The sequence below is a fragment of the Mumia sp. zg.B21 genome (assembly GCF_019550855.1).
GTDB lineage: Bacteria > Actinomycetota > Actinomycetes > Propionibacteriales > Nocardioidaceae > Mumia.
Genome location: NZ_JAHWCJ010000004.1, coordinates 581,966 through 595,856, shown reverse-complemented (window position 1 = coordinate 595,856; position 13,891 = coordinate 581,966). Strand labels below are relative to the sequence as shown.

At 70.5% G+C, this 13,891-nt stretch carries 11 protein-coding genes; 5 read left to right on the top strand and 6 right to left on the bottom strand.

Annotated elements, in window-relative coordinates; all coding sequences use genetic code 11:
* Positions 1 to 18: 18 nt before the first annotated feature.
* The 3 genes from KV100_RS18060 to KV100_RS18050 form a co-directional block, all read right to left on the bottom strand.
* Positions 19 to 1,146: an alkaline phosphatase family protein gene (locus KV100_RS18060; protein ID WP_301022680.1), complete on the bottom strand. Its 1,128-nt coding sequence runs from the start codon at positions 1,144 to 1,146 to the stop codon at positions 19 to 21.
* Positions 1,143 to 1,778, bottom strand: coding sequence for a DUF5998 family protein (locus tag KV100_RS18055; protein ID WP_220344468.1), 636 nt, complete (start codon positions 1,776 to 1,778; stop codon positions 1,143 to 1,145). Before KV100_RS18055 ends, KV100_RS18060 begins: the two co-directional genes overlap by 4 nt.
* 65 nt (positions 1,779 to 1,843) lie before the next feature.
* Positions 1,844 to 4,555: a bifunctional GNAT family N-acetyltransferase/acetate--CoA ligase family protein gene (locus KV100_RS18050; RefSeq protein WP_220344467.1), complete on the bottom strand. Its 2,712-nt coding sequence runs from the start codon at positions 4,553 to 4,555 to the stop codon at positions 1,844 to 1,846.
* A 118-nt stretch (positions 4,556 to 4,673) separates the two neighbouring features.
* Here KV100_RS18050 and KV100_RS18045 point away from each other — a divergent pair, with 118 nt between their 5' ends.
* Positions 4,674 to 7,133, top strand: a complete 2,460-nt coding sequence (locus KV100_RS18045; protein ID WP_220344466.1) for a DNA topoisomerase (ATP-hydrolyzing) subunit A — start codon at positions 4,674 to 4,676, stop codon at positions 7,131 to 7,133.
* A 2-nt stretch (positions 7,134 to 7,135) separates the two neighbouring features.
* On the opposite strand, the gene KV100_RS18040 is transcribed toward KV100_RS18045, so the two are convergent.
* Positions 7,136 to 7,564: a VOC family protein gene (locus tag KV100_RS18040; protein WP_220344465.1), complete on the bottom strand. Its 429-nt coding sequence runs from the start codon at positions 7,562 to 7,564 to the stop codon at positions 7,136 to 7,138.
* Between the two features lie 50 nt (positions 7,565 to 7,614).
* On the opposite strand from KV100_RS18040, the gene KV100_RS18035 reads away from it, so the two are divergent.
* From KV100_RS18035 to KV100_RS18025, 3 genes are all read left to right on the top strand, one after another.
* Positions 7,615 to 8,310, top strand: a complete 696-nt coding sequence (locus tag KV100_RS18035) for an LppX_LprAFG lipoprotein (RefSeq protein WP_220344464.1) — start codon at positions 7,615 to 7,617, stop codon at positions 8,308 to 8,310.
* Positions 8,307 to 10,151 carry an MFS transporter gene (locus tag KV100_RS18030; protein ID WP_220344463.1) on the top strand — a complete coding sequence of 615 codons (1,845 nt, stop codon included), beginning with the start codon at positions 8,307 to 8,309 and terminating at the stop codon, positions 10,149 to 10,151. Before KV100_RS18035 ends, KV100_RS18030 begins: the two co-directional genes overlap by 4 nt.
* Positions 10,152 to 10,213: 62 nt before the next feature.
* Positions 10,214 to 10,711 carry a carbonic anhydrase gene (locus KV100_RS18025; protein WP_220344462.1) on the top strand — a complete coding sequence of 166 codons (498 nt, stop codon included), beginning with the start codon at positions 10,214 to 10,216 and terminating at the stop codon, positions 10,709 to 10,711.
* A gap of 37 nt (positions 10,712 to 10,748) precedes the next feature.
* Here the strand turns inward: KV100_RS18025 and KV100_RS18020 are convergent, their stop codons facing one another.
* A complete protein-coding gene (locus tag KV100_RS18020) occupies positions 10,749 to 11,180 on the bottom strand; it encodes a VOC family protein (protein ID WP_220344461.1) in 432 nt (143 codons plus the stop codon).
* 40 nt (positions 11,181 to 11,220) lie between these two features.
* Positions 11,221 to 13,296 (bottom strand): type IIA DNA topoisomerase subunit B, encoded by a 2,076-nt coding sequence (locus KV100_RS18015; protein ID WP_220344460.1) that lies wholly within the window; start codon positions 13,294 to 13,296, stop codon positions 11,221 to 11,223.
* A 275-nt stretch (positions 13,297 to 13,571) separates the two neighbouring features.
* Between KV100_RS18015 and KV100_RS18010 the strand changes: the two genes are divergently transcribed.
* Positions 13,572 to 13,802, top strand: coding sequence for a hypothetical protein (locus KV100_RS18010; RefSeq protein ID WP_220344459.1), 231 nt, complete (start codon positions 13,572 to 13,574; stop codon positions 13,800 to 13,802).
* The last annotated feature ends 89 nt before the right edge of the window (positions 13,803 to 13,891 follow it).

The window sequence follows — 13,891 nt, the reverse complement described above, 5'->3', positions numbered from 1 at the left end:
GTCCTTTGCAGTCTCCGCTCAGACGTCGACGAGCAACGGCACGCGCATCTCGGCCGGGGTCACCGACCCGTGGAAGCCGGCCATGCGGAGCTCGATCCCGAAGTGACGCGACGAGAACACGCCGAAGTCACCGAGCGAGGCCACCACGACGTCGCCGATCCGGGGACGGACGGCGTCGTCGATCGAGCCGAACCAACCGGCGGCCTCGGCCTCGTCCCTGGTGAGGACCAGAGCCTGCTCTCCGACGCGGTCGCGCCAACGACCGGCGACCTCGTGCTCGGCACCGGACCGCGTGTAGAGGTGGCGGAACCGCGCCTCACCGGCGAAGACCGTCACGTCGGTCAGCAGCTGGGGCTCCGCCTCGACGTCGAACCGTCCGGCGCGCGGGAGGTCGAGCATCCCGTGGTCGGCGGTGACGAGCATCGCCGTCCCCGACCCGAGCTCGGCACGCAGGTCGGCGAGGTCGTGGTCGATGCCGCGCAGGCGGTCACGCCACTCCGGGGAGGTGCAGCCCTTCTCGTGGCCGGTGTGGTCGAGCGTCGACTCGTACGTGTAGACCAGCGACCCCGGCGTCGCCTCGGAGGCCTCCACGACCACGTCGAGGCGCTCGTACACCGAGCCGAACGGGTGGAACGGCACCCCGCCCTGGCTGCACACGGTCAACCCGCTGCCCTCGAACTCGGCCTTGTTGACCGTCGACGTCGGGATGCCGGCGGCGTCGATGCGCTCGAACATCGTCGGGTACGGCTGCCACTGCGAGGGGTCGACCTGAGGGTCCCAGCGCAGCGAGTTCATGACGCGGTCGGTGCCGGGGATCCGGCTCGTGTAGCCGACGACGCCGTGGCGCCCGGGCGGCAGCCCGGTGCCCAGCGACGTGAGGCTCGTGGCGGTGGTCGACGGCAGACCACTGAGCAGCGGCTCACGGTCGAGGAGGCCCGCGAGGTACGGGGCCGCATCAGCGTGCTCGGCGAGCAGGTCGTAGCCGAGCCCGTCGACGAGCACGACCACGTAGCGCTCGGCGGGGGGCAGCCCGAGGGTGTCGGTCCAGCTGGGGACGCCCATCGCCGCCGCGACGCTCGGGAGCACCGAGGTCAGAGCACGGGCGTCGTAGTCGACGGCAGGAAGCACCGTCCCGGCAGCCGTCACCGCGGACGGCTCGTCGCCGCCGACAGCTCACGGGTGAAGGCGAGCAGACGCTGCACGGCGGCACCGCCGTCGGCGGCCGCGCTGACGCGCAGCGAGAAGTCGTCGGCAGTCGCCGAGCCGGTGTATCCGTGGTCGGCCTCGCAGTCGGGGTCGGAGCAGGCGGCCGGCTCCAGGTCGAGACGCCGTACTGCGCCCCAGCCGATCGTCAGGACGGCCTCGGCAGGGTCGTTGGACCGGTCCGAGGTGACGGCGGTGGCCGTCGGAACGGTGCGGGTGACCACGACCGAGTCGACGGCGCGCAGCGGCACCGCCTCGGTCGTCGTCGAGGTGTAGGGCTCCGGCAGCACGTCGTCGGCCGGGTGCTCGTCGGTGTGGGCCAGGACCAGGCGTGTGGGCGTCAGGGTCAGCACCGTCATGTGGCGGCGCACCTCGTCACCGTCGAACGTGGGCTCGTGGTGGAGCACGTACGCGAGGACGGGCTCGCCCGCGAGCGCATCGGCGATCCCGGCGGCCACCACCTGCGGGTAGTAGCCGGTGGTCTCGATGTCGGCGCTCAGCGTGGCGGTGCGGTCGCCCGGCTGGTCCGAGGTCTCGGTCTCGGGCCGCTGCGGCAACGGATGTCGGTTGGCCATGTCTACCAGTCTCCCACTGTCACGGAAGTCACGTCGGCCCCTCCCCGGAACCTGGCGCCGCCACCTCATGCGCCGGCCAACGTGTCTCCGAGGCCGGCCGGCGTGCTGAGGCGCCGCACGTACCAGTCGCGCCGGGTGTCGGTCGGCTGCGCGACCCGTGCGCGCGCCTTGAGGACGTGGTGTCCCGCGGGGCTCGCGACCACCGGCTCGAGGCTCAGCTCCGACACCTCGGGAAGGTCGTCCTTGAGCGCGGCGACCCGCTGCAGGAGGTCCTCGATGGACTTGAGGTCGGCACGAGGTCCGCCGCGGTAGCCGAACAGGAGCGGCGCCGACTTCAGCTCGCGGATCATGCTGGCGACGTCGACGTCGGTGACCGGCGGGATCCGGTACGAGCGGTCCTCGAGCAGGTCTGCAGCCGCGCCCGAGAGCGCGAACGACAGCACCGGCCCGAAGAGCGGGTCCTCGACCGTACGGATCGACATCGGGACGCCGGGAGGTGCCATCTTCTGGACGACGAACATCGCGCGCTCCGGCGGGCCGATGTCGGCGGTCATCACCGCCCACGCCTCACGCATGTCGTCGGCGTCAGCGATGTTGCGCCAGACGTGGGTGAGATCAGGGCGTGCCCGGACCGTGTCGGCGGTCGCCTTGAGCACGACGTTCCATTCGAACTGCTCCCCTGCCGCGATCGCGGCCTCGAGCGTCGGAGCCGGCTCCCAGTCCCACAGGTCGATGCCGTACATGGCGAGCAGCTGGTGCACCTCGTCGTCGGTGAGCCATCCGCCATCGGGGTTGCGAGCGAGCCCGGCGCGGACGAGGTCGCTGGCGGCCGTACGGTCGACGTCGTCGTAGTGGGCGATCACGCCCTGCTCGCTGCCTGCCCACTGCGCATAGCTGACGACGCGCGCCAGTGCGCGTACGGCGGACTCAGGCGCCGAGTACGACGGGACCGAGCCGCGCCCCGCCGCCCCCTCGACGTCGGGGACGCGCAGCAGCTCGGGCACCCCCTCGGTGCCGAGGAACGTCGAGACGATCGGCTTGTCGGACTGCTCCCCCACGGCAGCGAGCACGTTGGCGACCTCCTCGCCGGAGGTGTTGACCGGCGGGATGTAGACGGCCACGATCGCGTCCACCTCGGGGTTGTCGATCGCAGCGTCGAGGGCGGCCTCGAAGTCGTCGGCACCGGCGCTCGCGCCGAGCGCGATGGGTTCGGCGACGGTGAGTCCGGACGCGGCGGCGGCGTCGGCGACCAGCAGCGCCAGCGCGTCGCTGTTGCCGACCACCGCGACCCGCGGACCGCGCGGCAGCGGCTGGTGGGCGAGCAGCTGCGCGACGTCGAACATCTCGCCGAGCGTGTCGACCTGGATGACGCCCGCCTGACGGAACATCGCGTCGACCGCCGACTGCGGGGCCGTCGTCTTGCGCACGGCATGCCCCACCGGGACGCCCTGAGTCGAGCGACCCGACTTCACGGCCACGATCGGCTTCTTGCGGCCGACGCGCCGGGCGATGCGGGAGAACTTGCGCGGGTTGCCGATCGACTCGAGGTAGAGCAGCACGACCTCGGTCGCGTCGTCCTCCTCCCAGTACTGGAGGAGGTCGTTGCCGGAGACGTCGGCGCGGTTGCCCGCGGAGACGAAGGTGGACAGCCCGAGGCCCCGGCGGTCGACGTTCTCGAGGATCGCGAGACCCAGCGCGCCGGACTGGCAGAAGAACCCGACGCGCCCACGCGGCGGGATGATCGGCGACAACGACGCGTTGAGGCGTACACGTGAGGAGGTGTTGATGACGCCCAGGCAGTTGGGCCCGACCAGACGCAACCCGTACGACCGGGCGAGCCCGACCAGACGACGCTGACGCCGGCGTCCCTCCTCGCCGATCTCGGCGAATCCTGAGGAGATCACGACCAGGCCGTGGACGCCCTTGGCGGCGCAGTCGAGCACGACCTCGGGGACCGACTCGGCGGGGACGGCGATGACGGCGAGGTCGACCTCGCCCGGGATGTCCTGGACCTTCTTGTAGGCCGGGAGACCGGAGACCGCCTCCGCCTGCGGGTTCACCGCATAGACGGCGCCGGCGAAGTCGCCCAGCACGAGGTTGCGGATCATGCCCTGGCCGATGGTGTCCTGACGCCGGCTGGCACCGATGACGGCGACGCTGCGGGCGTTGAAGAAGCGCTCGATCGAGGCGGCCTCGGCCCGGTGCTCGCGAGACTGCATGACCCCGATCGCGGTCTCGGTCGGGTCGATCGAGAAGACCAGACGCATCACGCCGTCCTCGACGCTGCGCTCGACCTGGTAGCCCTGGTCGCGGAAGACCTGGATCATGCGGACGTTCGCCGGGAGCACGTCGGCCACGAACCGGTGGATGCCCATCTCGCGGCCGGCCTGCGCCAGGTGCTCGAGCAGCAGCTGTCCGAGCCCGCGTCCCTGGTGGTCGTCCTCGACGAGGAACGCGACCTCTGCCTCCCCTTCGCCGACCGCGTCATAGCGCCCGACGGCGATGATGCTGTCGCCGATGGTCACGACGAACGCGACCCGGGTCAGGTAGTCGACCACGGTGAACCGCTTGACGTCTCGGTCGGAGAGGGTCGGGTACGGGGCGAAGAACCGGTAGTACTTCGACTGCTCCGAGACGCGGGAGTAGAAGCGTACGAGCTCGTCGGCGTCCTCGGGGATGATCGGTCGGAGGTGGGCGGTGCCGCCGTCACGGAGCACCACGTCCGCCTCCCAGTGCTCGGGGTAGCGGTCGTCAGGTGCGTCGGATTGCTCGGCCACACCCAGAATCTACCGTCTGCTGCCCGGGTCACGGCGTCGCGACCCAGGGTCGTCGAGACGATGGCCTAGGGTTCTCTGGAGCGCTGACCGAGGCAGCGACCGACGAGAGAGGACGTGCATGGCCCGTCGTACGCCGAGCGCCCCGCCACCGGCCGACTACGAGGAGCACATCCTCGACGTCGACGTGCGCGAGGAGATGCGGTCGAGCTTTCTGGAGTACGCCTACTCGGTCATCTACTCCCGTGCGCTGCCCGATGCCCGCGACGGCCTGAAGCCGGTCCAGCGTCGGATCCTCTACACGATGGACGACATGAACCTGCGCCCCGACCGCGGGACGGTCAAGAGCGCGCGCGTGGTCGGCGAGGTCATGGGCCGCCTCCACCCGCACGGAGACGGGTCGATCTACGACGCGCTCGTCCGGATGGTCCAGCCGTGGTCCCTGCGGCTCCCGCTGGTGCACGGCCAGGGCAACTTCGGCTCTCCCGACGACGGTCCTGCCGCGATGCGCTACACCGAGTGCCGGATGGCGCCGCCGGCGACCGCGATGACCGAGAGCATCGACGAGGACACCGTCGACTTCCGGCCCAACTACGACTCCCGCGAGGAGGAGCCGTCGGTCCTGCCCGCCGCGCTCCCCAACCTCCTCGTCAACGGAGCGTCCGGCATCGCCGTGGGCATGGCGACCAACATGGCGCCGCACAACCTCGTCGAGGTCGTCCAGGCCCTGCGCCACCTGATCAAGAAGCCGGACGCGTCCCTGGACGACCTGATGCGCTTCGTTCCCGGCCCTGACCTCCCGACCGGGGGCAAGATCGTCGGTCTCGAGGGCATCCGAGAGGCCTACGCGACCGGCCGAGGCAAGTTCATGATGCGTGCCTCGGCCCAGATCGAGAGCATCACGCCCCGCCGCAAGGGCATCGTGATCAAGCAGCTCCCCTACAACGTGGGGCCCGAGAAGGTCATCGAGCGGATCAAGACCCTGGTCCAGTCCAAGAAGCTCCAGGGCATCTCCGACCTCAAGAACCTCTCCGAGGCCGACATCAACCTGGTGATCGAGGTCAAGAACGGCTTCAACCCCGACGCGGTGCTCGCCCAGCTCTACAAGATGACGCCGCTGGAGGACTCCTTCGGGATCAACAACGTCGCCCTCGTCGACGGGCAGCCGCGCACTCTCGGGCTCAAGGAGCTCCTGGAGGTGTTCCTCGCCCACCGCCTCGACGTGGTGCGACGCCGCAGCGAGTTCCGCCGCCGCAAGGCCGCCGACCGCCTGCACCTCGTCGAGGGGCTGCTGATCGCGATCCTCGACATCGACGAGGTCATCCAGCTGGTCCGGAGCAGCGACACCCGCAGTGAGGCGCACGAGCGGCTCAAGTCCGTCTTCGACCTCTCCGACGTCCAGGCCTCCTACATCCTCGACCTCCAGCTGGGCCGGCTGACCCGGACGTCACGGATCGAGCTCGAGCGGGAAGCCGACGAGCTCCGCGCGACGATCGAGCAGCTCGACGCGATCCTGGCCGACGAGACGATGCTCAGGGGCCTGGTGTCGGACGAGCTGGGCGAGGTCGCCAAGAAGTACGGCACCCCTCGGCGTACGGTCCTGCTGGAGAGCGCCGGTCAGGCCGTCACGGCCGCCGTCCCGCTCGAGGTCACCGACGACCCCTGCTACGTCCTGCTCTCCGCCACCGGTCTGCTCGCACGCACCACCGACGACACGGTCCCGGAGATCGAGTCCGGGCGCCACCTCCACGACGTCGTCGCCTCGGCCGTCCGTACGACCGCCCGCGGCGAGGTCGGGCTCCTCACCTCGGCGGGCCGCGTCATCAAACTGTCGGTCATCGACCTCCCCGGCCTTCCCCCCACCGCGGCCGCGCCCAACCTCCAGGGCGGCGTGCCGCTGACGGAGATGACCACGACGGGGCTGGGCCCGGACGAGCGGGTTCTGGCCCTCACGACGTTCGACCCGGAGTCGCCAGGGCTGGCACTCGGCACCCGCAAGGGGATCGTCAAGCGGGTCAAGCCCGACTACCTCGCCAGCAAGGACTCGTGGGACGTCGTGTCGCTCGACGACGGCGACGAGGTCGTCGGTGTCCGCGAGCTCCGGACGGGTGACGAGGAGCTCTGTTTCATCACCACCGACGCCCAGCTCCTGCGCTTCCCCGCGTCCGTGGTACGACCTCAGGGGCGTACGGGTGGCGGGGTCGCGGGCATCAAGCTCGCCGCGGGGGCGTCGGTGCTGTTCTTCGGAGCCTTCGAGCCGGTCGAGGACGCCCAGGTCGTCACGATCGCGAGCGCCGCAGGGACGATCCCGGGCACCGAGGCCGGGTCGGTGAAGGTGACGCCGTTCGACGCCTACCCCGGCAAGGGGCGCGCGACCGGTGGCGTCCGCTGCCACCGTCTCCTCAAGGGCGAGGCGGCCCTGGTCCTCGCGTGGGCCGGCCGTGGTCCGGCGATGGCCTCCGGCTCGGGCGGCGCGGCAGCCACCCTCCCGGCCGTCGACCCGCGTCGTGACGGGTCCGGCACGCCCGGTGCCCAACCCGTGCTGGCCGTGGGCAGCCCGGTCGCCACCCAGATCGGCTGACGTCAGCCCTCGGCGCCCTTGTGGTGGGCCTCCTGGACGTGCCAGGAGTTGCCGTCCGGGTCGTCGAGGTAGACGTAGGACATGAAGTCACGGTGCTCGGGATCGACGCCGGGCGCCATGCCGCCGGTCGCGACGTCGAAGTGCTGGATGCCGGAGCTCACGACGCCTCGCCCCTCCAGCTCCGCGTAGGCGGCCTCGATGTCGTCCACGACGAGGTGAAGGCCCTTGGTCGCGCCAGGCTCAGCCCCGTTGAGACCGACCCCGAACGTGACCGAGCACCCCGAGCCGACAGGCGTGACCTGGACGACCCGGAAGTCGTCGCTCGGCTGATGGTCGACGTCCAGGTGGAAGCCCAGACTCTGGGTGTAGAACTCCTTGGCCCGGTCGACGTCGGTGACTCCCAGGATGATGTTCTCGAGCTTCCAGTCCATCGGCTCGTCCTTCCGGTAGGTCGGTCACGACAGCCGCCTATGCTGACGCCATGCCGAAGTCTGCCAGCCTCGCCCTCCTCCTCTCCACGGTATTCCTGGCAGTAGCGGGGTGCTCCGGGGACGACGGCACGGACGAGCCCGCACGCGATCCCGGCGAGCGGCTCGCTGCCGCTCGTGCCGTGCTCGACGACGCCGAGAGCATCAAGCTCGATCTCGCGACCAAGAGCCTTCCGTCGGGCGTCACCGGGCTCCTCGAGGCCAAGGGGACGGGCACCCACGCTCCCGCTTTCGAGGGTGACGTCAAGGTCTCGCTCAAGGGCGTGCCGGTCAACGCCGAGGTGATCTCGGTCAACGGCACCGTGCACGCCAAGACCGGCTTCGCTCCCGACTTCCTGCCGATCGATCCGGCGTCGATCGGCGCGCCCGACCCGGCGACGCTGATGCGGACCGACGGCGGCGTCTCCTCGCTCCTGACCGAGACCGACGACGTCTCGACCGACGGCGAGAGCCGCGACGGTCGAGACGTGCTGACGACCATCAGCGGCACGATCGACGGCGCCGTGGTCCGAGGGCTGATCCCGACGGCTCAGGCCGGAGCGACGTTCGACGCGACCTATCGCCTGACCGACGACGACGTCCTCCGCGACATCACCCTGGAGGGTCCGTTCTACAAGGACGTCGAGCCGGTCACCTACACGGTCGCCGTCACCGCCTCCGACGACGCGGTCGAGATCACCGCACCGTGAGCGAGCCGTCCGCGGCCGCGGCACCGGTCGCGAACCCGGCGGCGCGCCTCCTGCTCGCACTCGCCGCGGTCGCGGTCGCGTTCGCCGCCGCCGACACGTACGTCGTCGTGATGGCGTTGCCGGACATGATGACGGCCGGTGGGCTGGGGCTCGACGAACTGCAGCGGGCAGCGCCGATCGTGTCGGGCTTCCTGCTGGGCTACGTCGCGGTCCTCCCCCTCGTCGGCCGGATCGCGGACATCCGTGGACGACGCCCCGTCCTCGTCGGCTCGCTGGTGCTCTTCGCCGTGGGGTCCGTCGTGACCGCTGCCGCCGACGGGCTCACGGTGATGGTCGTCGGTCGGTTCCTCCAGGGCGTCGGGGGTGGCGGGCTCGTTCCGGCGACGCTGGCACTCGTCGCGGACCTGTGGCCCCCGCGCCGGCGTGGTGTCCCGCTCGGCATCGTCGGCGCGGTGCAGGAGCTCGGGAGCGTCCTCGGCCCGCTGTACGGCGCCGCGGTGCTCGCGGTCGGCGACTGGCGCGCGATCTTCTGGTTGAACTGTGCCGTCGCCCTCGTGCTGGCTGCGGCGATCGCGGCCTCCGGCCGGATACTCGCCCTGTCTCACGAGCGAGGGTCTGACGAGCGAGGGTCGGGCGCCGGGTCGCCGGGCGAGAGAGGGGCGGGCGCCGGGTCGCCGGGCCGCGACGTCCTCGGCGCCGTCCTCGCCGTCCTCGCCGTCACGGGCCTCGCGCTCGCGATCGGCCAGCCCGACCGCGTGCGCAACGACGTCGAGCTCGGGACCCTGCTCCTCCCCCTCGTGGCGGAGTCACGCTGGACGACCCCGGTCGCGCTGGCGACGTACGCACTCGCCGCCGCCTTCGTCGCCCGTCAGCTGACGGCCCGGCGGCCGCTGATCGCGGTACGCACCTGGCCGGCGACGGTCCGCGCCGTCGACCTCGTCGGCGCCGCGCTGCTCGGCCTCGCGCTGGGCTGCGTGATCGTCACGTTCGCCTCGGCCGACCCCGAGCAGAGCGTCGTGTCCCCCAACGCTCCCCTGCTGCTCGGCGCGGCCGCTGTCGCCACCGCGGCCTTCGTCGTTCGACAGCGCACGGCTGCCGCACCCCTCATCCCCCGCCGTACGCTGCGCCAGCGCCCGGCGTGGGGCGCGCTGGTCGTGTCGCTGTTCGTGGGAGCGGCCTTGATCGCCGCCCTCGTGGACGTCCCGTTCTTTGCGCGGCTGACCGAGCATCGCGGCTCCCAGCTGGCCGCCGCCCTCGTGCTCGTCGAGTTCCTGGTGGCGATCCCCGTGGGTGCTGTCGTGGGCGGTTACGCCACCCGACGGGTCCGCCCGGCGTGGATCGCCGGCGCGGGGATGACGCTCGCCTGCGGGTGCTTCGTCGCGATGGCCGGCTGGGACGGTGACGCGCTCGCCCACGTGTCGTCGGCAGTCGTCCTGGCGCTCGCCGGCCTCGGCTTCGGTCTCGCCGTGGCCCCGGTCAACGCCGCGCTGCTCGACGCGACCCCGGACGAGACGCACGGCGTCGCCTCGGCGCTCGTCGTCGTGGCCCGGATGGTCGGCATGCTGGTCGGGATCTCGGTCCTGACGTCCTGGGGGCTGCGGGCCTACTACGACGCGGTGGACCGGATCCCTCCCCTGTCCGAGGTCTGTCCGGGGTCCGCCACCGCGTGCAAGGCCTACAACGCCGAGCTCGTGGACGCCGGCATCGTCCAGCTCAGCACGGTCTTCGCCGGCGCCGCGGTGTGCGCGGGTCTCGCGGCGGTCGCGGCCGTCCTGCTGCTCGACGTGCCTCGACGCCGTACGAAGGACGCCGCAACCAGGGAGCGGCCGTCGGGGTCGTGATCCTCATCACGAGGGCTGCTCCTGATCCACGCTCCTCCGCGACTGGTCGTACGCTCCTGCCCATGAAGGACGACTTCGACGACCTCCTCGCCGCCAACCGCCGGTACGCCGACGCGTTCGACCTGGCCGGGTTCGACGGCGTGGCCCGAGCCGGCATGGCGATCGTGACGTGCATGGACTCGCGCATCGACCCGCTGCGGATGGTCGGCCTCGAGCCAGGTGACGCCAAGATCCTGCGCAACCCGGGAGGGCGTGTCACCGAGCAGGTCCTGGTCGCTCTCGTGCTCGGCGCGAACCTGCTGAAGGTCGACCGCGTGATGGTCGTCGAGCACACCCGGTGCGCGATGGCGAGCGCGTCGGAGTCCGATCTGCAGGCACGGATCGGCGATGCCACCGGCACGGATGCGACGTGGATGTTCCTCGGGGCGATCAACGACCAGCGCGCGGAGCTGGCCGAGTCGGTGCACAAGATCGACTCGCACCCGCTGATCCCGCCGCACGTGAAGGCCGGCGGGTTCCTGTACGACGTCGACACAGGGCTGCTCGAGCAGGTCGTCTGATCGCGGCCACCCCGCGTCACGACGACGTACGCCCGCCTCAGCGCGGGCGTACGGTCGTCCCGCCCCAGGTCTCCGGACGCAGGTCCTCGACGGTCTCGGTGAACAGCCAGCGGTGGCCGGCCAGGTCCTCCGCGGCGTACTGACGTTCGCCGTACTCGAAGGTGATCGGCTCCATCACGATCGTCGCGCCATGCGATCGGGCATGGGCGCAGTGCTCGTCGACCGCATCGACGCGGACCAAGACCTCGTGGGTGACCTCACCGGCGCGAGGGGGCCGTTGGTCGTGGCGGACGTCAGCGACGATCACCGCCCCGTCACCGACGCCGAGCTGCGAGCGATGGTCCTCGCCGATCCGCACGTGCTCCTGGAATCCGAAGGCCGACTCGAGCCACTCGACGGCCGCACGGACGTCGGGATAGACGAGGACCGGGACCACCGTGGCGGCAGGAATCGAGCGATTGCGTCTCATGCGCTCCATGCTGCACCCGGCGTAGGCCCCGAGTCACGCCTTACGCGTCGATGCGGTCCGCGTCCAGCTCGTACGCTCCCTGGACGATGAACTCCTTGCGCGGCGCCACCTCGTTGCCCATGAGCAGCTCGAACACCGCGCTCGCCTCCTCGGCGTCGTCGACGGTGAGACGCCGCAGCGTGCGGCGCCTGGGGTCCATCGTCGTCTCTTTGAGCTGGTCGGCGTCCATCTCACCGAGGCCCTTGTAGCGCTGGATCGGGTCCTTCCAGCGCAGGCCCTTCTTGGTGAGCTCGGCGAGCCTCCGCTGGAGCTCGGGGTCGGAGTAGGTGTAGACGTACTTGTCCATCCCCTTCTTGGGGTTCGACAGCTCGATCCGGTGCAGCGGCGGCACCGCGGAGTAGACGCGGCCCTCCTCGACGAGGTCGCGCATGTAGCGGAAGAACAGTGTTGCGAGGAGGCATCGGATGTGGGCGCCGTCCGCATCCGCGTCGGCCATGAAGATGATCCGGCCGTAGCGCGCCTGCTCGGCGTCGAACGTGCGCCCCGACCCTGCGCCGACGACCTGGATGATCGACGAGCACTCGGCGTTCTTGAGCATGTCGGCGATGGAGGACTTCTGGACGTTGAGGATCTTGCCGCGGATCGGCAGCAGCGCCTGGAAGTCCGACGAGCGGGCGGCCTTGGCCGTACCGAGCGCGGAGTCGCCCTCGACGATGAAGAGCTCAGTGCGGTCGTTGTCGTTGCTACGGCAGTCGGCCAACTTGGCCGGGAGCGAGCTGGACTCGAGGGCGCTCTTGCGACGCTGCGTCTCGCGCTGCTGTCGGGCCATCTCGCGGGTGCGGGCGGCCGCGACGACCTTCTCCATGACGGCGCGCGCCTTGGCCTTGTGAGCGGTCTTGTTGGACGTCAGGAACGCCTTGAGCTCCTCGGAGACCACCTTGGCGACGATCCGGGTGACCGGCGGGGTCCCGAGGACCTCCTTGGTCTGCCCCTCGAACTGGGGCTCGGCCAGCCGGACCGTGACGACGGCCGTCATCCCCTCGAGGATGTCGTCCTTGATGACGTCCTTGTCGTTGGCCTTGAGCTGGCGGTTGGCGCGCAGGACCTCGTTGAAGGTCTTGGTCAGCGCTCGCTCGAACCCGCTCACGTGCGTGCCGCCCTTGGGCGTGGCGATGATGTTGACGTAGGACCTGGTCACCGTCTCGTAGCCGGTCCCCCACCGCAGCGCGATGTCGACGCCGAGGTCGCGCTCGACGTCCTGGGGACTCATGTGGCCCTTGTCGTCGAGCAGCGGAACGGTCTCGGTGAAGTGCCCGCTGCCCGCCAGCCGCAGCACGTCCGAGACAGCGGGGTCGGGGGCGAGGAACTCGCAGAACTCCGTGATGCCTCCGTCGTGCTTGAACGACTCCTTGAGCGGCGCGTCGCCGCGCTCGTCGCGCAGCACGATCTCAAGACCCGGCACCAGGAACGACGTCTGCCTGGCTCGGGCGACCAGCTCCTCGTACGAGAACTCCGCACCCTTGATGAAGATCTGGTGGTCCGCCCAGTAGCGGACGCGTGTGCCGGTCGTCGCCTTCTTGATGCGCCCGAGCTTGCGCAGTCCGCTTGAGGGCGTGAAGGGCGCGTCGGAACCCTCGCCGTCGAACGAGCCCGGTGCTCCGCGGCGGAACGACATCTCCCAGCGCCCACCGTCCTTGGCGACCTCGACGTCGAGCCGCTCCGACAGCGCGTTGACGACCGAGGCGCCCACGCCGTGGAGACCGCCGGTCGCGACGTACGAGCCGCCGCCGAACTTGCCGCCCGCGTGGAGCTTGGTGAAGACGACCTCGACACCGCTCAGCCCGGTCTTGGTCTCGGTGTCGACGGGGATGCCTCGACCGTTGTCCTGGACCTCGACGGAGCCGTCGGGATGCAGCACGACCTCGATCCGGTCGCAGAACCCACCGAGCGCCTCGTCCACCGCGTTGTCGATGATCTCCCAGAGGCAGTGCATCAACCCACGGGTGTCGGTCGAGCCGATGTACATCCCTGGCCGCTTGCGGACGGCCTCCAAGCCCTCAAGGACCAGCAGGTTGCGGGCGTTGTACTCGGTGTCGATGACAGGCTCCTTATCCACACGCTCCGGGGTCGTCCGGCGCGTCGGTGCCAAATCTACCCAGCCCGTACGACGCCCTCGGTGCACCGTACGGCCCTCGCGGCGCGGCGTGTCGTACGCCACACCGCAGGTCGCCACGTGGCGTCATTGCCCGCTGCGGGTACCGTCGAGTTGTCGAGCCATTCGCGAGGTGATCCGCTGCGGGAACACGCGCTCATGGTTGGATGTTGAAGCAGAGGAAGGCACTGAAGCCTTCCGCCCCTGAAGAACCGTTGTTCGGAGAGAAGAGGTCAGACGTGACAGCTACTGTCGCCCCCACCGCTGCCCTCAGCGCCGCTGATCGTTGCGACCGTTGTGGAGCCCAGGCCTACGTCCGTGTTGAGCTCGCCAACGGCTTCGAGCTGCTGTTCTGCGCCCACCACGGCCGCGCACACGACGCCAAGCTTCGCGAGGTCGCGGCGAACATCCACGACGAGAGCGACAAGCTCACGGCCACCCCGGCGAACGCGCCGGCCGAGGAGCACTGAGCCTCGGCGCCGCCGACGCCTGAACGAGCGTGACGAAGGGCCCCGTACCTGGTGGTACGGGGCCCTTCGTCGTGTCGGTGTCGCTGCCT

What these genes read in the sequence shown, in the direction of transcription:
- KV100_RS18055 (WP_220344468.1), bottom strand. Translation starts at nt 1,778, where the DNA reads ATGGCCAACCGACATCCGTTGCCGCAGCGGCCCGAGACCGAGACCTCG.
- KV100_RS18045 (WP_220344466.1), top strand. Translation starts at nt 4,674, where the DNA reads ATGGCCCGTCGTACGCCGAGCGCCCCGCCACCGGCCGACTACGAGGAG.
- KV100_RS18040 (WP_220344465.1), bottom strand. Translation starts at nt 7,564, where the DNA reads ATGGACTGGAAGCTCGAGAACATCATCCTGGGAGTCACCGACGTCGAC.
- KV100_RS18035 (WP_220344464.1), top strand. Translation starts at nt 7,615, where the DNA reads ATGCCGAAGTCTGCCAGCCTCGCCCTCCTCCTCTCCACGGTATTCCTG.
- KV100_RS18025 (WP_220344462.1), top strand. Translation starts at nt 10,214, where the DNA reads ATGAAGGACGACTTCGACGACCTCCTCGCCGCCAACCGCCGGTACGCC.
- KV100_RS18020 (WP_220344461.1), bottom strand. Translation starts at nt 11,180, where the DNA reads ATGAGACGCAATCGCTCGATTCCTGCCGCCACGGTGGTCCCGGTCCTC.